General features: G+C 61.9%; 21 protein-coding genes and 1 pseudogene. 8 read left to right on the top strand and 14 right to left on the bottom strand.

Annotation, left to right across the window (positions count from 1 at the left end; translation table 11 throughout):
* Positions 1-25: 25 nt before the first annotated feature.
* Both NE357_RS19760 and NE357_RS19755 read left to right on the top strand, forming a co-directional pair.
* A complete protein-coding gene (locus tag NE357_RS19760; protein WP_169431280.1) occupies positions 26-850 on the top strand; it encodes an alpha/beta fold hydrolase in 825 nt (274 codons plus the stop codon).
* Positions 851-971: 121 nt separating this feature from the next.
* Positions 972-2,495, top strand: coding sequence for a hypothetical protein (locus NE357_RS19755; RefSeq protein WP_169431279.1), 1,524 nt, complete (start codon positions 972-974; stop codon positions 2,493-2,495).
* 48 nt (positions 2,496-2,543) lie between these two features.
* On the opposite strand, the gene dsbG is transcribed toward NE357_RS19755, so the two are convergent.
* Genes dsbG through dsbD form a run of 3 tightly spaced genes read right to left on the bottom strand, consistent with a single transcriptional unit; the run spans position 2,544 to position 5,895 of the window.
* On the bottom strand, positions 2,544-3,314 hold the full coding sequence (gene dsbG, locus NE357_RS19750; protein WP_169431278.1) for a thiol:disulfide interchange protein DsbG: 771 nt from the start codon (positions 3,312-3,314) through the stop codon (positions 2,544-2,546).
* The gene (locus NE357_RS19745; RefSeq protein ID WP_169431277.1) at positions 3,290-4,162 is read right to left on the bottom strand and encodes a TlpA disulfide reductase family protein; all 873 of its coding nucleotides are present in this window, start codon (positions 4,160-4,162) and stop codon (positions 3,290-3,292) included. Before NE357_RS19745 ends, dsbG begins: the two co-directional genes overlap by 25 nt.
* Entirely contained in the window at positions 4,162-5,895 is a 1,734-nt protein-coding gene (gene dsbD, locus NE357_RS19740) for a protein-disulfide reductase DsbD (protein WP_169431276.1), read from the bottom strand. Before dsbD ends, NE357_RS19745 begins: the two co-directional genes overlap by 1 nt.
* A gap of 153 nt (positions 5,896-6,048) precedes the next feature.
* Between dsbD and NE357_RS19735 the strand changes: the two genes are divergently transcribed.
* The 5 genes from NE357_RS19735 (at position 6,049) to NE357_RS19715 (ending at position 10,500) form a co-directional block, all read left to right on the top strand.
* A complete protein-coding gene (locus tag NE357_RS19735) occupies positions 6,049-6,729 on the top strand; it encodes a response regulator (RefSeq protein WP_114884486.1) in 681 nt (226 codons plus the stop codon).
* A complete protein-coding gene (locus NE357_RS19730; protein WP_169431275.1) occupies positions 6,729-8,051 on the top strand; it encodes an ATP-binding protein in 1,323 nt (440 codons plus the stop codon). The genes NE357_RS19735 and NE357_RS19730 overlap by 1 nt, the downstream gene beginning before the upstream one ends.
* Before the next feature lie 99 nt (positions 8,052-8,150).
* Entirely contained in the window at positions 8,151-8,636 is a 486-nt protein-coding gene (locus NE357_RS19725; RefSeq protein WP_169431274.1) for a GNAT family N-acetyltransferase, read from the top strand.
* 143 nt (positions 8,637-8,779) lie between these two features.
* Positions 8,780-10,192, top strand: coding sequence for an aspartate aminotransferase family protein (locus NE357_RS19720; protein ID WP_169431273.1), 1,413 nt, complete (start codon positions 8,780-8,782; stop codon positions 10,190-10,192).
* A gap of 83 nt (positions 10,193-10,275) precedes the next feature.
* Entirely contained in the window at positions 10,276-10,500 is a 225-nt protein-coding gene (locus NE357_RS19715) for an MbtH family protein (RefSeq protein ID WP_169431272.1), read from the top strand.
* 70 nt (positions 10,501-10,570) lie between these two features.
* On the opposite strand, the gene NE357_RS19710 is transcribed toward NE357_RS19715, so the two are convergent.
* From NE357_RS19710 to NE357_RS19665, 10 genes are all read right to left on the bottom strand, one after another.
* The gene (locus NE357_RS19710) at positions 10,571-11,470 is read right to left on the bottom strand and encodes a metal ABC transporter substrate-binding protein (RefSeq protein ID WP_169431271.1); all 900 of its coding nucleotides are present in this window, start codon (positions 11,468-11,470) and stop codon (positions 10,571-10,573) included.
* A complete protein-coding gene (locus NE357_RS19705) occupies positions 11,471-12,370 on the bottom strand; it encodes a metal ABC transporter permease (protein WP_007906536.1) in 900 nt (299 codons plus the stop codon).
* Positions 12,370-13,113, bottom strand: coding sequence for a metal ABC transporter ATP-binding protein (locus tag NE357_RS19700; RefSeq protein WP_169431270.1), 744 nt, complete (start codon positions 13,111-13,113; stop codon positions 12,370-12,372). The genes NE357_RS19705 and NE357_RS19700 overlap by 1 nt, the downstream gene beginning before the upstream one ends.
* Complete coding sequence (locus tag NE357_RS19695) at positions 13,110-14,039, bottom strand: metal ABC transporter substrate-binding protein (protein WP_169431269.1); 930 nt, start codon at positions 14,037-14,039, stop codon at positions 13,110-13,112. The genes NE357_RS19700 and NE357_RS19695 overlap by 4 nt, the downstream gene beginning before the upstream one ends.
* A gap of 35 nt (positions 14,040-14,074) precedes the next feature.
* Positions 14,075-14,650, bottom strand: coding sequence for a DUF6162 family protein (locus tag NE357_RS19690; protein WP_169431268.1), 576 nt, complete (start codon positions 14,648-14,650; stop codon positions 14,075-14,077).
* Complete coding sequence (locus tag NE357_RS19685) at positions 14,647-14,979, bottom strand: hypothetical protein (protein WP_169431267.1); 333 nt, start codon at positions 14,977-14,979, stop codon at positions 14,647-14,649. The genes NE357_RS19690 and NE357_RS19685 overlap by 4 nt, the downstream gene beginning before the upstream one ends.
* Positions 14,976-15,476, bottom strand: a complete 501-nt coding sequence (locus NE357_RS19680; protein WP_432760332.1) for a thiamine pyrophosphate-binding protein — start codon at positions 15,474-15,476, stop codon at positions 14,976-14,978. The genes NE357_RS19685 and NE357_RS19680 overlap by 4 nt, the downstream gene beginning before the upstream one ends.
* A gap of 38 nt (positions 15,477-15,514) precedes the next feature.
* Positions 15,515-16,714: a PepSY-associated TM helix domain-containing protein gene (locus NE357_RS19675; protein WP_169431265.1), complete on the bottom strand. Its 1,200-nt coding sequence runs from the start codon at positions 16,712-16,714 to the stop codon at positions 15,515-15,517.
* A 223-nt stretch (positions 16,715-16,937) separates the two neighbouring features.
* A complete protein-coding gene (locus NE357_RS19670; RefSeq protein WP_169431264.1) occupies positions 16,938-17,813 on the bottom strand; it encodes an alpha/beta fold hydrolase in 876 nt (291 codons plus the stop codon).
* A 142-nt stretch (positions 17,814-17,955) separates the two neighbouring features.
* On the bottom strand, positions 17,956-18,414 hold the full coding sequence (locus tag NE357_RS19665) for a VOC family protein (protein WP_169431263.1): 459 nt from the start codon (positions 18,412-18,414) through the stop codon (positions 17,956-17,958).
* Positions 18,415-18,586: 172 nt separating this feature from the next.
* Here NE357_RS19665 and NE357_RS19660 point away from each other — a divergent pair.
* Positions 18,587-18,667: pseudogene (locus NE357_RS19660) on the top strand (MetQ/NlpA family ABC transporter substrate-binding protein); the annotation flags it as partial.
* Between the two features lie 38 nt (positions 18,668-18,705).
* Here the strand turns inward: NE357_RS19660 and soxR are convergent.
* On the bottom strand, positions 18,706-19,167 hold the full coding sequence (gene soxR / locus NE357_RS19655; protein ID WP_169431262.1) for a redox-sensitive transcriptional activator SoxR: 462 nt from the start codon (positions 19,165-19,167) through the stop codon (positions 18,706-18,708).
* Between the last annotated feature and the right edge of the window lie 89 nt (positions 19,168-19,256).

The following is a 19,256-nucleotide window of genomic DNA, read 5'->3' as shown; positions in this document are numbered from 1 at the left end:
AGTTTCTTTGCCACGGGGGTTATCGATGCCTTTTTTCACGGTTGACGGACAGGCGCTTCACTACATTGATCAAGGCACGGGCCCGGCGGTATTGCTGGCCGGCAGCTACCTGTGGGACCAGGCGATGTGGGCGCCGCAGATCGCAGCGCTGTCGCCTCACTATCGGGTGATTGCGCTGGACCTCTGGGGCCATGGTGAATCGGGGCGTTTGCCTGAAGGCACCACATCACTGGATGACATCGCACGCCAGGCGCTGGCCTTGCTCGATCATCTGGACATCGACCGGGTGACGCTGGTCGGGCTGTCGGTCGGCGGCATGTGGGGCGTGCGCCTGGCGTTGTCGGCGCCGCAGCGGCTCAACGGTCTGGTGCTGATGGACACTTACGTCGGCGTCGAGCCGGAGCCGACTCGCCAGTACTACTTCTCGCTGTTCAAACAGATCGAGGAAAGCGGCGGGATCTCCGAGCCACTGCTGGATATCGTGGTGCCGATTTTCTTCCGCCCGGGCATCGATAAAGAGTCGGCGCTGTATCAGGATTTCCGCGCAAAACTCGCCGGCTATTCAGCTGAACGCCTGCGCGAGAGCATCGTGCCGATGGGGCGCATCACCTTTGGCCGTGATGACCTGTTGCCGCGTCTGGGAGAGCTGAATGCGGCGACCACACTGGTGGTCTGCGGCGACCAGGACAAGCCACGCCCGCCGTCGGAAGCACGGGAAATGGCTGAGTTGATTGGCTGTTCGTGTGTGCTGGTGCCGGAAGCGGGGCATATCTCCAATCTGGAGAATCCCGGGTTTGTGACGGAGGTGTTGTTTACCTTTTTGTCTGAACAGAACCCTTCCGTCGACTGAATCACCTTTCTGCGTCCCGCGCTACTGTCAACTCTGACAGTAGCGCGCTCTTCTTGAGCAGGCATTAAATGGTTTTGCCCATTGTGGGCTGAATCGTGTGATCGCCGACAGGAGAGTCGTCATGTCCAGCCAATCAGCAAATGTTCCTGAGCTTCCGGTTCCATTGGTATCTGATGCTTCGCACAACTCAACATTACAACCTGCCAAGGTTCTGGGCGGTACAACCGTAAAAATCGTTTTTCCAGGGCTCACTACGGAACATAGTGTCGGGCTCTTCTGGGCAAGGTCCGGCCATATCGAGAAATTTACCACTCAGTCGAAGGAGGCTTCGCTTCCCGCTGAGGTTTTGATCCCTGCGTCGGTTATCGGTAAGTCTGTCGGTCAAACCGTGAAAATCTGGTACGAGGCAAGCTTGAATGAAGAAGTGCAGCTTTCCCATACACTTGAGCTGACGGTAGAACAAATTTCTCCCGAGGAGTTGCCGAAACCGCAGTTACCCGATGTCGTCAAGACCGAAGGTACTGAATTTCTGGACATGCGCAGGTTTTCAGGCAACGCGCGTGTTCGGCTTTTACCTTGGTTGTTCATCGCGCCGGGGCAGCTCATCTGGATCAACGTTGTCGGACAGCGCAATTATCCAACCCACGAAACGCTTGAATTGGTCAAGGCGCTGGAAGTGACATCCGAGCAGGTGAGCAACGGTCTGGAATTGACTATTGATCGAAACTTTTTGACTCAGCTTGACGATAAATCGGCACTGACGCTACATGTGTTTGTCACGTTCGACAACAATCCGGATATTGGCACCGCGCATGAATTTCCGCGCTGGACAGCACTTTTGCTGCAATCCGACACCGATTTACTGGCACCGACTGTCAAACAGACACAGCATCAGGTGCTGAATCCGGAACTGGTCCTGGACGAGGCGATGATGGTCATCAAGTACAAGGACATGCGCCCTACCGACAGTATCATGCCGTTGTGGCGTGGCACTGCGGGCGAGGGGTCACCTGAACTGAAAGCGATAGATGGCAATTCATCAGGCGAGGTTACAGTCACCGTGAGTGCATCGGCAGTGGCTGCCAGTGAAGGTAAAACGGTTGACGCGAGCTACATCGTCTCGCGGGAGGGTATCGATCGGCCATCACCCATCACTCGAGTAACGGTGCAGAAGCAGCGCTATGTTCATGAGGAAAATTTTGATAATCACGAAATAAAACTTGTCAGCGCCGCTGACAATTACACTTTCACCTTGCCCACCATGTCGATCACGCTGCTGGACGGGGCGGGATCGGCAGGCATCATGCGTTTTGGCTACAACACTATCGGGTTCATTGAAGAACTCTCTTTTGGCATGTGTATCAACTCGGCCAACACATCGCCGCCTCAACAGATTCAGTTTGAATTCAAGGCGGACTACGATCGAATTTCGTTCACTTGGGCCCACCTGCATCTTAAAGGCACCGTCGAATACTTTGATGTCAGTGGTGTATCCCTGGGAAGCAAGGATTACCACGGCCTGAACCAGGGCGGCGCCTTGCATCAATTGATCGACTTTGTGGCGCCACCGCAAACACGCATCAAGTCCATGAAAGTGACATGCGAGGACTATAGCTTTCTCGACCACTTCATAAAGTGCGGTTGATTGTTCGAGCCACAATCAATGCCCGCTCCTGAGAGTGGGCTTTTTTCATTATTTCGGGCCGAGAATCTTCGCCAGTTTGTCCGGCGTCGGCGCGCCTTGCTGTTGTTGCAGTTCACCCTTGTCGTCCATGTAGAAGATCGCCGGGGTGGCCTGCAATTCCAGGTCTTCCATCAACTGCATGTTCGCTGCAAGTTTGGTCTGCACGGCGGCCGGAATGTTTTTCAAGGCCTTGAGTGTGCTGGCCTTGCCGGCCTTCTCGTGATCTTCAAGGGCCTTGGCCGGGTCTTTGGCAGCCAGCAGCGCAGCGGATTTGGCCGGGCTGTCTTCGCGGATGATGCCGACCATGATGTGCCGCAACTGCACCTTGCCGGCCTTGACCCAGGGGCGGGCCTGTTCCCAGAACATGTTGCAGTACGGGCAGTTCGGGTCGCTGAACAGGTACACGGTGCGCGGGGCATCCTTGTTGCCGTCCTGAATCCAGTTGCTCGCCTCGAACTTGGCCCAGACTTCCTTGGCCATCGGTGCATAGACCAGTTTTTGCAGCGGCGCGCTGCTCAGGTCGTTGCCGTCGGCGTCGTACAGGTTGCCCAGCAGCACGTGCTTGCCGTCCGGCGTCAGGTACAGCGCCATCCCGCGGTTCTGGTATTGCGCGGCGTAACCACGCAGGCCGTCGGGCGCGTCGAACTGACCGACGATCCTGGCGCCCTTGGCTTCGATCTTCTTGATCGCTTCAGGCAGTTCTTCAGCGGCCTGGACCGACGGCAAGTGCAGCAGGGCGGCGCCCAGAGACAGCGTCAGCAGGTGGCGGAGGCGGGGCATGGCAGTTTCCTTGAAGAAGTGGTGGCCGGATTCGGGCTGGAGGCCGGGGTGTCGAAGCTTTCCAGGGCGCGGGCCAGGCTGGCGTTCGACAACTCGCCCAGATGGCTGCCCAGCAGACGACCGTCCGGGCTATAGAACAGGGTAGTCGGCAGGGCCATGGAGCCCACGGCCTGGCCGAGGCGTCCGCTGCGGTCGAACAGCACGTTGTTCAGGCTCAGGCCCTGGGTTTCGAGAAACGTGGCGACGCTTTGCATGCTTTCGGCCTGGTTGACGAACAGGAACGTCAGGTCCGGGCGTTGTTGCTGGGCGTTCTCCAGCACCGGCATTTCCCGGCGGCACGGCGGGCACCAGGTGGCCCACAGGTTGATCACCAGCGGTCCGCCCTGATAATCGGTGAGTTTCACGGTTTCCCCGGCGGCGTTGCGCAAGGTGATGTCCGGCAGGCGCGTGCCTTGCTCGTAGATGTTCAGCGACAGGGTCGCCATCACCCAGAACGCCACACCGCTGACCACACCGAAACCCAGCGGTCGACGCAAGCCCGGCCGGCGCCAGCCGCGATACAGCGCCGCCAGCAAGAGCACGATCACCCCCGGCCAGGCGAGGAAACCGCCGTCGCGCAGATCGATGATCTGCCAGAGATCGTTGCGATAGTGGCCCCAGTACACAGCGACAAACGCAATGCGCGCCGCGAGCATGCCCAGCAGGAACAGGCTGAACAGCGCCGACTCGGGATTATCGCCGCCGCGTTTGGCCACCCGCCAGCCGACGAACGTCGCCAGCGCCAGGGCACTGATCAGCAGCAGGTGGTTAAGCGCGATGGCAAAGGTGCCGAGGGTGAAAGTCAGCATTAACGGGCATCTCGGGTGGTGGTCCAGCGTTGCAGGAAGGTGTCGGCATCGACCTCGCCGGTGATGCGCTGGCTGCGGCGCTCTTCACCGTCGGCACCGATCCACACAAAACTCGGTGGCCCCGGCACTTTGTAGCGGCCGAGCAGTTCGCGGCTGGCGGCATTGTCGGCGGTGACGTCGAGCCGCAGCAGACGCACGTCGTTCAAGGCCTGCATGACTCGCGCCTGGCCGAACACCTGTTTTTCCATGATTTTGCAAGACACACACCAGTCGGCGTAATAGTCGATGAGCACCCACTGGCCCTGGGCCTTGGCGGTATCGAGTTCACGTTGCAGGGCCGCGGGGTCCTTGATCGTGGTGAACGCCTCGTGGCCGTCCGGTATCGCGGCACCGGTGCGCCCGGCGCTGTAGATCTGCAGCGGCTGATACGGATCGTCGCCACCGCCCGCCGCGCCCACCAGCAGCAAGCTGCCCCATATGCCCAGCAACAGCGAACTGGCTCCAAACAACTGTGCGACCCGGCCGAAGCCTTCGGACTGTTTCCAGGCGCAATATGCCGCAATCAGCAACAGGGCCCCGCACAGCGCGAGCCACAGCGAAGGATCCAGCACCGGCCGCAACATCAGCACCGCCGTACCCAGGAACAGGAAGCCGAATACACCTTTGAGCAGGTTCATCCACGCGCCGGGTTTTGGCAGGAAGCGATTGCCGACGGTCACCAGCAACAGCAGGGGCACGCCGATGCCAATCCCCAGAGCAAACAGAATCAGCCCACCGTGCAACGCATTGCCGCTTTGCGCGATGTAGAGCAGAGCACCGGCCAGCGGCGCGGTCATGCACGGGCCGACCAACAGGCCCGACAGGGCCCCCAGAACACCTGCACCGATCAGGCTGCCGCCGCTGCGACTGCGCGAGGCATGCTCCAGCCGGTCACGCAGGGCCACCGGCAGTTGCAGTTCGAAAAAGCCGAACATCGGCAGTGCCAGGATCACGAAGATGGCCGCGAAAGCACCCAGCAGCCACGGATTCTGCAACCACGCCTGCAGGTTCGCCCCCAGCAGCGCCGCGATCACGCCCATCGATGCATAGACCAGTGCCATACAGATCACGTAACTGCTGGCGAGCGCGAAACCGCGACGCGGCGTGGCACCGCTGCCGACCACCATGCCGGCCAGAATCGGCAACATCGGCAACGAGCACGGCGCAAAAGCCAGGAGCAGGCCGAGCCCGAAGAACACCAGCAAACTCCACCCCAGTGTGTGTTGTTGCAGGCCGCTGGCCAGCGCTTGATCCTGTGCCTCATCCGCCACCGCAGCGGCCGCTTTGCCTCCGAGGTCGATCACACGGGTCTGCGGTGGATAGCACAGGCCGGCATCGGCGCAGCCCTGATAACTGACCTTGATCTGGCCTTTGGCTGCTGCCGGGATTTTCAGTTCAAGACCCTGGCGATAGACCGGTTGCTCGCCGAAATACTCGTCACTGTGGGATTCGCCTTCGGGCAGGGTCGGGGCATTCTCCGCCGCCAGTCCATCGAATTTCAGGCGTTTCTGATACAGGTAGTAACCGTCGGTGATCTGCCAGAACAGTTGGGTTTCGCCGGAATCCAGACGTTCGGACGTCAGGACGAAGGCCTTGTCGACCGGGAGAAATTCCGGTTTTGTCGAAAAAGGATCGTTCCCTGCCTGGGCCAGACCCGAAATCAAAAATGCTAACAACAAAAAAATATGACGCATGGAGGAGCCTTGTCCCTGTGCAAGTGATGAGCACAATGGGCGGCGGCGATTAACCGATGATTAACCGCGGCACCCTTGTCGCTGTGGCGTTCGGGGCATAATGTCAGCTTAATCGGCCAACCGCCTAATCGGCATTTTTCTACGGGACTCACCATGCACGTACTGGTTTGCGAAGACGATGAGTTGATCGCCAGCGGCATCGTCGCCGGGCTGACGGCCCAGGGCTTGACGGTCGAACACGTCAATACGGCCTCCAAGGCCCGGGCGATCCTCAAGGTCGCCGAATTCGACGTGATGGTGCTCGACCTCGGTCTGCCGGATGAAGATGGCCTCAAACTGTTGCAGCAACTGCGCCAGCAAGGTCTGGAAATTCCTGTACTGATCCTTACCGCGCGGGACTCGGTGACTGACCGGGTCGACGGTTTGCAGTCCGGCGCTGATGATTACCTGCTCAAGCCTTTCGATTTGCGGGAACTGTTCGCCCGTCTGCAAACCCTGTTGCGCCGGGTGGCCGGGCGTAGCGTCAACCTGATCGAGCACGGCGCGCTGACCTACGATCCGAGCAGTCGCGAAACCACTCTTGCGGGCCGTTCGGTGGACCTGTCCCGCCGCGAACAGTCCCTGCTGCAAGCCCTGCTGCACAACCGTGGTCGGGTGCTGTCCACCGAGCAATTGAAGGACAGCGTCTACGGTTTCAGCGATGAACTGGAAAGCAACGCGCTCAACGTGCACATCCATCACCTGCGCAGCAAACTCGGCAAAGGCATCGTCGAAACCGTGCGTGGTCTCGGTTATCGCCTGGGCCCGGCCGATGGTGGAGAACCTGACAAGTGATGAGTCTGCGCCTGCGCCTGAGCCTGACCCTCGGCGCCGCGTTCGCGCTGATCTGGGCCCTGGCGGCTGCCTGGATGCTCAGCGACCTGCGCAATCAGATGATGTTTTCCCTCGACCAGCGGCTGGTGGCGTCGGCGCGGATGGTTGCCGGGCTGCTGGAGCAGTTGCCGGCGATACCGAGCAAGGGCGACGGAACGCACTTCAGTGCAGAACAACTGAACATTCCCGGCGGTATGGCCTGTCAGGTCAGTTCGCTGCGTGGCGAAATCCTCGCCCGCAGCCACAACAACCCGGAACAGGCACTAGAGGCGCAGAAAATGGGCTTCCACGACCAGATGATCGATGGCGCGCCATGGCGCACGTTCACCCTGGCCCGTGGCGATGTGCGCATCACCACCGCCGACCGGGTGATCGAGCGCGAAGCCCTGAACATGTCGATCCTGCTGGCGGCCTCGGTGCCGGTGGGGGTGGCGCTGCTCGGCTGCCTGTGCCTGCTGTGGCTGGGGATCGGCCAGGGGCTGGCGCCACTCAATCGCTTGCGCGAAGCCTTGATGCGCCGCAACGCCGATTCGCTCGAACCGTTGCAGTTGCAGTCATTCCCCAGCGAGCTGAAACCACTGCTTGAAACCCAGAACCAACTGTTCCAGCGCATCGGCAAAACCATCGAGCGCGAACGTCGCCTGACCGGTGACGCGGCCCATGAACTGCGCAGTCCGCTGACGGCGATCAAGACCCACCTGCAAGTGGCGCGGATGACCGATGGCAGTGCCCGCGACCAGTCTCTGGCCCGGGCCGAGGAGGGCGCCGACCGCCTGCACCGGACCCTGGAGCAATTGTTGTTGCTGGCGCGGGTCGAGGGCAGTCTGTCGTTCGACGACGGCGTGCAGTGCAGTGCCGAGCAGGTCGCGAAACTGGCGATTCAGGACTCGGCCGGCGACCAGCGCCAGCGCATCAGGCTGCACCTGCCTGAACACTTGTCCGCTGCGCCCCTGCAAATGCCGGCGGTGCTGTCGATCGCGGCTCTGCGCAACCTGCTGGATAACGCTTTGCGTCACACGCCGACGGATGGCGCGGTGGACCTGAGCCTGGAAACCACCGCCAATCGCGTGCGTTTCGTGGTCCGCGATCATGGGCCGGGGATCGCCCCGGATGATCTGCAACACCTGACCCAACGTTTTTGGCGCAACGGTCAGAGCACCGGTTGCGGGCTCGGACTCGCGATTGTCCAGGCGATTGTCCAGCGCTGTGCCTGCACCCTGCATTTCGACAGCCGCCCGGACGGTTTGCGGGTCGAGCTGACCATGCCGCTGCAACCGGCCTGAGCCCGGCACATCAAATGTAACCTCTCTGCATTGGTCATCGGCCGGTCGCAACGCTATTGTCGCCCGGCCTTTGACTCAATGGACTGAGGGAACTGCGCCATGGATGCACCCATCTACATTTGCCCGGCCTCTGCGGCCGATGCCGGCATCATCAGCCGTATCGTCGAGCGTTCGATCCGCGTCGGCTGCGCGCTCGATCATCGAAATGACCCACTCCTCGTCGAGGCCTGGATTCGCCAGCAATCTCAGGAACACATCAGCGCCTGGCTCGCCGATCCGCAGCATTATCTGAACATTGCCCTGTTGCAGGACAAACCGGTCGGCGTCGGCATGGCCACTGTCGATGGCGATGTCACGCTGTGTCATGTGCAGCCGGAGTGGTTTCGCCGTGGCGCCGGCCGAGCATTGATGGCGGATCTCGAAGGCTGGCTGCGGACCCGCGGCAGCGACCGCTCGATGCTCAGAAGTACCCGCACCGGAGAGGCTTTTTATCGGCGTCTGGGCTACCGCGAGTCGGCGCCGCCGTTCATCCGCCACGGCATGCGCAGCCTGCCGATGCACAAGTCGCTGCCGCTGTCGGCATGACAACTGGCTCAAGGGTGTAAATCCTCGAGCGGCTGGTGCGTTTCCAGAACAGGAAAACCTGCATGTGCGCCCCGCGACCGGAACGCGCACCTGTGCGGTGTGCAGTTTTGGTCACTATCCATAGCGTATTGAGGGGTCGAGAGATGTCAGTCGCCACCAGCCTTATCGAAGAGTCGTCGGCCCGGATCGCCTCCGCGCCGGCTGAAACGCTGTATCAGTTCAGTGAATCGCCGTTGCTGGCCCGTCAGAGCCAGCAGGAGTCCAATGCCCGCAGCTACCCGAGGCGCATTCCCCTGGCGCTCAAACGTGCCAAGGGTCTGTATGTCGAGGACGTTGAAGGGCGCACGTTCATCGATTGCCTCGCCGGTGCCGGCACACTGGCCTTGGGGCACAACCACCCGGTGGTGATCGAGGCGATCCAGCAGGTGCTGGCCGATGAGCTGCCGCTGCATACCCTGGACCTGACCACGCCGGTGAAGGATCAATTCGTTCAGGACCTGTTCGGCCTGTTGCCCCCAGCGCTGGCTTCCCAGGCGAAGATCCAGTTCTGCGGCCCGACCGGCACCGACGCCGTGGAAGCCGCGCTGAAACTGGTGCGCACCGCCACCGGGCGCAGCACCGTGCTGTCGTTCTCCGGCGGTTACCACGGCATGAGCCAGGGCGCGTTGAGCCTGATGGGCAGCCTGGGACCGAAAAAACCGTTGGGCGCGCTGCTCAGCAATGGCGTGCAATTCATGCCGTTCCCGTACGACTACCGTTGCCCGTTCGGCCTCGGCGGCGCGGCGGGCGTGAAGGCCAACCTGAGTTACCTGGAAAACCTGCTCAATGATCCCGAGGCCGGTGTGCAATTGCCGGCGGCGGTGATCGTCGAGGCGGTGCAGGGTGAGGGCGGTGTGATTCCGGCCGACATCGAGTGGCTGCGCGGTCTGCGCCGCATCACCGAAAAGGCCGGCGTTGCACTGATCGTCGACGAGATCCAGAGCGGTTTTGCCCGTACCGGCAAGATGTTTGCCTTCGAGCACGCCGACATCATCCCGGACGTGGTGGTGCTGTCCAAAGCCATCGGCGGCAGCCTGCCGCTGGCGGTGGTGGTCTATCGCGACTGGCTCGATACCTGGCAGCCCGGCGCCCACGCCGGTACCTTCCGTGGCAACCAGATGGCGATGGCCGCCGGTTGCGCGGTGATGCGTTACCTGGTCGAGCACAAGGTCTGCGATCACGCCGCCGCCATGGGCGAACGCCTGAGCGAGCATCTGCACATCCTGCAACGTGACTTCCCGCAACTGGGCGATATTCGCGGTCGAGGCCTGATGCTCGGCGTCGAGCTGGTTGATCCGGACGGTACGCCGGATGCATTGGGCCACCCACCGGTCTTCGCACGTCTGGCGCCGCTGGTACAGCGCGAGTGCCTCAAGCGCGGGCTGATCCTGGAATTGGGCGGCCGTCATGGTGCGGTGGTGCGTTTCCTGCCGCCGCTGGTGATCACCGCCGCTGAAATCGATCGCGTCGCCGAGATCTTCGGCCGTGCGCTGAGTGCGGCGACCGCGGCCCTGTAAATTTTTCGCCGCGCCGAACGTTCCTTCTACATACCCGGCTGCACCCGCCGTGCAGCCCACCCTTACAACGATGGAGACACAGCATGACGTCAGTATTCGACCGCGAGGACATCCTCTTTCAGGTCGTGGTCAACCACGAAGAACAGTACTCGATCTGGCCGGATTACAAGGCCATTCCGCAAGGCTGGCGCGCCGTGGGCAAGAGCGGCATGAAGAAAGAGTGCCTGGCCTACATCGAGGAAGTCTGGACCGACATGCGTCCACTGAGCCTGCGTCAGAAGATGGAAGCGCAAGCGACAGCACAGTAAGTCTTCAGCCAAAAAGAAACCCGCTGGACTGGAAACAGTCAGCGGGTTTTATCATGTCCAGAGGACTGGCTTACGTGCCGCTCAGGCCCTTGAGCAGCGCATCCACATTCCCTTCCAGTTCAGCCACCGGATCCACCGCATCGGTGCTCAGCACCAACAGATGACTGCCCGACTCGGCAATCGCCGCTTTCACCGCATCCGACGGCTGGCGATGGTGCAGCACCACTGCCACGTCGTTGTCCTTGAGCGTTGCCGTCAATTTTTTCAGGTCTTGCGGCGTCCATTCGGTGTCCGGTCGCGGATCCTGTCCGATCAGCTCCAGATTCAGGCTGCCGATCAGATAGCCGAAGTGATCGCTCAGGCTCATCACGCTCAAATTATCGGCACTGGCCAGACGTGCCTCGCTGTCGGCGCTGAGTTTCAACAGACGCTGTTTCAGCGCCGCCAGATTGGCTTCTATCTTCGGTTTGTCCTTCGGCGCCAGGCGCACCAGATCCGCGGCCATCACGTCCGCCATGCGCCCCATGTTGTTGCTCGCGAGCCACGGCTGGCTGTTCAGACCGTCGACCTTGAGCCCCGGTTGCACGGCAATGCCGGGCAGGGCACCGTCCACCGGGCGGGCGGCGTCGACTTCGACGATGCGGATGTTGCTGCGGCGGGCGATCGGGTACAGCGGATCATCGGCCCACAGCGAGCGCACGCCGATCACCGCATCGGCGCCGGTGGCCAGTTTGCTCAGCGCCGGGGCGCCGCGACCGGTGAAGTAGGCCGTCTGGCGACTGCCCGGCAGATTCGCCGGCGCTGCGCGTTCGAGGCTGATGTCGGTGCCTTTGAGCAGGACTTCGCCCAGGCCATAAGTGATGGGCAACGAGGCCAGCACCCGCAACGGTTTCTCGGCAGCCAGCAGAGGGCTCGAAAACGCGCCGCTGAGGGCGATGACCAAGGTCAGTTGTCGCAATGAAAAAGCCATTTATCCAAGGTTCCCTTTCAGACTGGGGACGATGCCCCGGGCAATCGCGGCGAGGGCGAAGGCGATACCGGCGACCAGAATGATCGCGGCGCCGGACGGAATCGGCAGATCGAACACAATGGGCGCGAGAATCCCGCACAGCGTGCTGACCGTGGCAATCAGCACCGAACACCAGAAAAAGCCCTTGAGCGACTGGCTGAGCAACCGGGCGGCGGCTGCCGGAATCACCAGCAGCGCGCCGACCAGAATCGCGCCAATGACTTTCACTGCCGCGACGGTGATCAGCGTCACCAGAATCACGAACAGGTAATCCAGGGTCTTCACCGCGACGCCACGCACCGCCGCCAGCTGCGGGTTGAAGCTGGCCAGCATGATCCGGTTGTACAGCGGCAGGGCCAGCGCCATCACCAGTGAGCCGACAATCGCCAGCACCAGCAGATCGTTGCCGTTCACGGTCAGTACCGAGCCGAACAACACGTTTTCCAGGATGTGCACGTTGATCTTGCCCGCCAGGATCAGCAGCAGGCTGGCACCCAGAGCGAGAGACACCGACAGGAACACGCCGATCAAAGTGTCGGGTGCCAGGCCGGTACGGTTGCGCAGGTAATTGAGCAGAATGCCGAACAGCAGGCAGTAACCAAACAGGCTGCCGTACGGGCCGGTGTAGGGTTCGCCGAGCAGAATACCGATGGCCACGCCGGTCAGCGCCGCATGCCCCACCGCCTCGGAGAAAAACGCGAAGCGCTTGACCACCACCAGCGTGCCGAGGCCACCCAGCACCGGGCCGATCAACAGGCCGGCGAGCAGCGCATTGACCACAAAGCCGTAGGCCAGGGCTTCCGGCAGGTAACCGGAAGAGGCCCAGCCTTGCACCATCAAACGAAAGGCTTCGTAACTCATCAGGCAGCGCTCCGTGGATGGGTGGAGAACAGGGTCAGCAGGCGTTCCGGGGTCAGGGCCTGTTGCGGCGTGGCGTCGAACAGCACCCGGCGGTTGAGGCCGGTGACGCGATTGGCCAGACGCCCGACCGCTTCCAGATCGTGCTCGATCCACAGCACGGTGATGCCCGCCGCACGCCAGTCGCCGAGCAAACGTTCGAACACCTGGATCCCGGCTTCGTCGAGGGCCGACATCGGTTCATCCAGCACCAGCAATTGCGGCGCAGGAATCAGGCCTTGGGCGAGCAGCACCCGCTGGCGTTCACCGCCGGACAGCGCGCCCATCCGGCGCTTGCGTTTATCCTGCATGCCGACCCGCTCCAGCGCATCGCCGATGGCGCCGGCGTAGCGTTTGCTCAGGCCGAGAAAGGCCGGGCGACGCTGACACATCGCAGCCATGAAGTCGTCGACGGTCATCGGCAGTCCCCGGTCGAACTCCAGCGCCTGCGGCACGTAGCCGATGGTGCCGGGCTCGCCGGGCCATTGCAGGCTGAGCCGGCCCTGATGGGGCATCTGTCCGAGCAGGGTCTTGATCAGCGAGCTCTTGCCGCCGCCGTTGGGGCCGACCAGCGCATGTACGTGGCCGGGCTGCACCTGGAAGGTCACCTTGTCCAGGATCGTGGTGCGACCCAGCGTCAGGCTGACCTCGGCAAATTCCAGGGTCGGGCCACTGCTGATGATTGAGAGGTTTTCCTGAGCCGTCATGCACCGGACTCCTGAATCGCCCGAACCACGGTGTTGAGGTTGCCGGTCATTTCCTTTTCATACTTGTCGGCGGTGTATTCGCCGTAGGAAATGTGCGACAGCGGGTACAGCTTCACACCGGATTCACGCTGGATGGTTTCGACGTAAGTGGAGGGGAAGTCCATCTCGGAGAAGATCACTTTCACGTCCAGTTCCCGCAATTGATCGATGGTTTTCTTCAACTGGCTTGGGCTTGGCTCGATGCCGTGGGCCGGCTCGACCACCGCCGTCACTTCCAGACCGAATTCGCGCAGCAGGTAGTCATAAGCGGCGTGCACCGTGGCCACTCGCAGTTCCGCGTTCGGCGCCTGGGTCAGTTTGGCCAGGGCGTCGGCGCGCATCTGCCGCAGGCGTTTGCCGTAGGCGCGGGCGTTCTGGGTGTAGGTCTTGGCGTTGTCCGGGTCGAGCTTGCCCAGTTCCCGGGCGATGTTGTTGACCTGGGCAATCGAGGCGCTGATCGACAGGAACGTGTGCGGGTTCACCACTTTGCCGGCACCGCGCGCGGCCACTCCGGTGGCGGCCAGCAGCGGTACGTTTTCGTTGGCTTCGATGGTCTTGATGTCCGGTGTTTCGCTGGCGGCGATCATGCGGTCGGCGAAGTCGTCATGGCCGACGCCGTTGAGCACGATCACGTCGAGCCCGCTGATGCGCTTGATGTCTTCGGCGCGAGGCTCGTAGGCGTGGGGGTTGAAACCGGCGGGAATCAGCGGCACGACCTCGGCCTTGTCGCCGACGATGTTCGCCACATAGCTGTAATAAGGGTGCAGGGTGATGCCGATGCGCAGGCGCTTGGCCGGATCGGCGCTGGCCAGCGGGCTCAGCAGGCAGGCGCACAGGCCGATCAGCAGCAGGCGCAGGAAGGGGCGGCGTTGAGATGAACTAGGCATGGGCAAGCGGTCTTCTCTCGAATGAAGGCGTGGGTTCAATGACGATGTTCGCGGGTCACCCCGGCATCGAATTGCGCGACGATCTGTTTCCATCCGGCAGCGGTCAGTGCCGCGTCGGACAGGTCTGACGGGGCTTGCAGATCGGCGGCGCGGTTGAGCCAGATGTCCGGCGCGGCGTCATTCGCAGCGTTCAGGCGCATCAGAAACGAGCCGGCCACGGCCGGTGCCTGGCTGTGGCCGAAGTAGGCGGCATTGGCCAGCAATTGCCAGACATGGCCGCCACGACTCACAGAGCTGGCGTCCTGGGCGAACGGTGCGAAACCTTCATTCGCCAGGTTCTGCGGGGTTGGCAGTGTTTGCTGTTCTTCACGCAACAGGTGGATTTCGTCGAGGGTTACCCGCAGGTCGGCGTAGATGCCTTGCTCGCTGGCGCCGAGGTCGCGACGGGCATCGAGCTGATGGCTGGAAACCGGCTCAGGCTCGTGGGAAACCCCGCGCCACGCCACCACGGAACCGGCGACTGTGAGGATCAGCAGGCACATCAGCAGCACATTGAGGGTTTCATGGCCGGCGCCGGCGGGGCGAACAACTTGAGTGGTCGGCGTGGTCATGGGGATTCGATATCCGCTTGGTCGATTTCGACCACATGGCCGGGGCCCGCGTCGAACAGCACGTAGAACTCGGCGCCGGGTTTCTTGAAGGTCAGGGTCGAATCGGCGCCGAGCTTGCCCGGCACCAGGATGGTTTCGTCGTAGCCGATCACATCGAGGGTCACCCCCGGCGCGCCGCTGCCGTCGGAGAAACCGCCGGTGCATTTGATCTGTTCGGCATCGATGGCCTTGCACTCACACATCGGGTTGTGGGCCAGGGCGCTGGTACTGAAAACGGCACACAGCGCCAGCCATGCGGCGCTCATGCCAAGACGGAAAGGACGGCTCATGGTTTGGCTCCTTGTTTGTTCAGCCAGGCAACGGTGGCGGGTGAGGCCTGGCTCAGCGAAATCGAGGCTTGATGCATGCTGCCGTCCCAGCCTTCCATGGTGATCCACAGTTCGGCGTCGGCTCTGGTTTTTTCCGGCACCGGCAACTGGATGCCCATGCGGTACGGCGTGCCGAAGAAGATTGAACCGGCGGCGCGCAGGCTGCGCGGCTTGCCGATGCGCAGGTAGGTGGCCTTGACCGGCTCGATACAGGCATCGCACAGGGCGGCATTGAAACCTTTCAGATAGCCTGCCGGGCCGTCGGAACGCGGCGCTTCGTCACGCAGTTCGGCCAGGCGCAGGCTCCACGGCCCGACCTGGATCTCGCCAATTTCGCGTTCGCCCAGGCCGCTGTCGCCACGGAACAACGCGGCGTCGGCAAAGTATTTGGGCATGAAGCCCAAGGGGATCAGCAGCAACAGCACATTGATGTGGAAGCGCCATTTGTGCCAGATCATGCTCAGCCGTGAAGGCTGAGCCACGCTAGTGGACTTGCTCACAGGTTGGCCTCCGACGTTTCACGGCGCAGGGCCGGTTGCGCCTGAACGCGCTGTTTCTTGTGCTCGCGCTTGAGGGCGTTGGCGGTGGCCAGCGCGGTGCGTTTGGTCCAGATCAGCAGGCCGCTGAGGACCATCATGCTCAGCAGCAGGCCGAAGAAGAACCAGATCAGCTTGATCCACAGGCCGCCGAAATCCCCGGTGTGCAGCGGGCGCATGGATTCGGTAACGAATTCCAGCGACGTGCGATCGGACAGCAGCCGTGAAGCCGCCACGTCGCCGCTGTACGGGTTGAGCGTGGCGGTCTGGTACATCAGCGGATACCAGCCGCGGCCGCCGATATCCATATGCGCGTAGGCATTGCCCGGCAGGCTGATGAAGCTGGCTTCGAGGCCGGGGATTTTCGTCTGGGCGATTTCGATGGCGCGGTCGAGGCTGATCCGCGGCGGTGGTGAACCGTCGCTCGACAGCGGCACGGCTTCACGGGACATGGCCGGGATGATCGGCTCGCTGGAAATGGAGATCTGGTTGTCCGACAGCAGCGCCTGGATCAGGAACCAGGTACCGGTGATCGAAATCACCGCGATGAACCAGATCGACCAGATGCCGCTCAAGCGGTGAAAGTCGCCCCAGAAAATCCGTGCGCCGTGATTGAAGCGCAGGGTCGGGCGGAAAAAGCCTTTCCAGAAGCGCTTGTATACCACCAGCCCGGTCACCAGCGAAGCCAGCATCGGCAGGCCGAGGAAGGACACCAGATACCAGCCCCAGCTGAAACCGTTGGTGAACGGCACCAGCCACCAGCCGTGCAGCGCACGGGTGAAGGCCTTGAAGTTGAAGTTTGGTGCCGTGCCCTGGATCACGCCGGTGTACGGGTTGACGTAGACCGTCAGCGAGCGGCCGTCTGGGTAGCTGACGTCGACGTCGAGGGCAAAGTGCGATTCGTCCGGCCGGTTGATGCTCTGCACCAGGGTCTGCGGTTCGGCCTTTTTGATTTCGGCGAGGATCTGGTCATAGCTCAGGCGGGGCGCATCGTCCGAGGGTGCGCTGGCGCGCATTTGCGGGTTGGCCAGCCAGACGATTTCCTGGCTGACGACCGCCAGGGTGCCGGTGACGCAGACAATCAGGACAAAAAACCAGATCGGCAACGCGAGCCAGCTGTGTACCAGGAACCACAGTTTCGAGCGGGATTTCTTCGACATGATGACCGGTCTTGATTCGGTGAGAGGACTGGACGCTACGGGCTTCGCAGCGTGGGAGTCCCTGAAGGGCCGGTCGTGGCTTTTGCCTACGCGACCGGCCCGCATCTCTATAAGACGGATGACCGAAGCAAATCCCGATGAAAGATATGAAAGTAAATGTTTCGCGATCGCAATCTCACCACGCCGCCGGTCGGCGTTGTGGTGAGCGGGAGGAAGGGATGGCTCAGCGCAGGAACGCCAGCGCTTCGGCGAGCAACAGTTGCGGGACTTCTTCGGCGAGATAGTGGCCGGCTGGCAAAGACTTGCCGCGCACGTCGGTGGCCACCTGCTGCCATTCGCTGAGCGGGTCGAAGCAACGACCGACCGTACCTTCGGCACCCCACAGCACCAGCAGTGGCAAGCTCAGATAATGGCCGGCCTCGAGGTCGGCGCGGTCGTGTTCCAGATCGATGCCGGCACTGGCGCGGTAGTCCTCGCAGATGCCGCGTGCGCTGCCGGGCAGCTTGAGGCAGCGCAGGTATTCGCCGAAAGCCTCGTCGGTAAATGGCTTGAGCCCGGCGCTGCGACTGCCCATGACGCTGCGCAGATAGCCTTCAGGGTCGGCTTCGATCAGGGTTTCCGGCAGTGGTGCCGGGCGGATCAGGAAAAACCAGTGCCAATAGGCCCGTGCAAAAGCTTCGTTGGTCTGGCTGTACATCGCCAGCGTCGGCGCGATGTCCAGCAGGACCATGCGCTGCACGGCTTCGGGATGATCGAGGGCCAGGCGATGGGCAACCCGCGCACCACGATCATGGGCAAGGATCGAGAATTGCTCGAAGCCCAACGCGTTCATCAATTCCACGCCGTCGCGGGCCATCTCGCGCTTGGAATAATTGAGATGAGCTTCATCCGCCGGCGGACGACTGCTGTCGCCGTAACCACGCAGGTCGGCGGCGACCACAGTGAAGTGCTCGGCCAGTTGCTCGGCGACCTTGTGCCAGATGACGTGGGTCTGCGGGTGCCCGTGCAACAACAGCAGGCCAGGCCCGGTGCCTTTGATGCGGTAGGTGATGTCCACGCCATTGACGTGGCGCTGATCTTTGACGAATCCGGCAAACATCGGGGGAGATCCTTTATTCAGGCGGGTGGCCTGCATCGTGGAATTGCCGGGCGTTCATGACAAGACGTGAAGCGTGGTTCGACGGTTCATGAATCGTGTAGGCCCATCCCGCGCGCTGCGCGGGAATGGACTCTCGCCGTTGCTAACCCTGCTGAAACATTTCCTTTGCCCGTTGCTCGATCTGCTCCTGGGTCAGATCTTCCTTGCGGGTGGCCAGGAACCACAGATGCCCGTACGGATCTTTCAACGTACCGCTGCGATCCCCGTAGAACTGATCCTTGACCTGGGACACGGCCGTCGCCCCGGCATCCAGTGCGCGCTGGAACGACTTGTCGACATCGGTCACGTACAGATGCAAACCGACGGACACGGCGTTGTCCGGATTGCTCAATGGCCCTTGGTCACAGGGTGTGCCAAGCATAATGGCGCTGTCGCCGATGCGCAGTTCGCAATGGCCGACGCGACCGTCAGGCATGCTCAGGCGCATGACTTCGGTGGCACCGAATGCTTTTTTGTAGAAGTCGATGGCTTCGGCAGCTTTGTGAATGCCGAGATACGGGGTAATGCTGTGATACCCCTCGGGAATAGGTTGAACGCTCATGGCGTACTCCTTTTTTTGTCGCCCTGTTTTTATGGGTGGTTGAAGGTGTGGCTTCGCCGGGGTTACCGGTCGCTCAACTATAGGCGTGTGTCGCCGGCCCGACCGAGTACCCGACGAGCAGTGTTCAGCCATCGACAGTGAAGCCACAGAATGCGCGGGTTTTTATCGCCCATTCGTCAAACCGACCCTGGCCAGGGAAGGCGTGGATCTGGACATCAAGGTCTTCACCGACTTCATCCGAGAAGGGCAAGAGCCTGTACATCGAGTTTCTGGTCGCCCGTCCCGACCACATCAACGACCCGGGACATCGAGAAAGTGCGCCCCCGGTCCTTGCTCGCCCAGCACATCACCCTGATTGCGCAGCGGACAGGCTTGCATCGACAGACACCCACAACCGATGCAACCGGTCAGTCGATCCCGCAGCAGCGTCAACTGATTGATCCGTTCGTCCAGCTCCCGCCGCCACTGCTCCGACAGCACCTTCCAGTCCGACGCCGTCGGCGCGCGGTTGTCCGGTAGCTGTTTCAACGCCTCGCCGATTTCCGCCAGTGGAATCCCCAGCCGTTGCGCCACTTTGATCAGCGCCACTCGCCGCAGCACTTCCCGTGGATAACGCCGCTGGTTGCCGGCATTGCGCTGGCTCTTGATCAATCCCTTGGATTCATAAAAGTGCAGGGCGGTCACCGCCACGCCGCTGCGTGCCGCGACTTCGCCGACGCTGAGTTGTCTGTGCAGATTTTCCGCAGTGACCATTTGAAAATTGCTCCTTGACCTCAAGTTAACTCGAGGTTTTACCCTGCAGGCCTTCGAACCGCAAGATTCACCTGACAGAGTGGGGATCT

The organism is Pseudomonas sp. G7(2022), from assembly GCF_052660475.1.
This window is presented reverse-complemented; position numbering and strand designations above follow the sequence as displayed.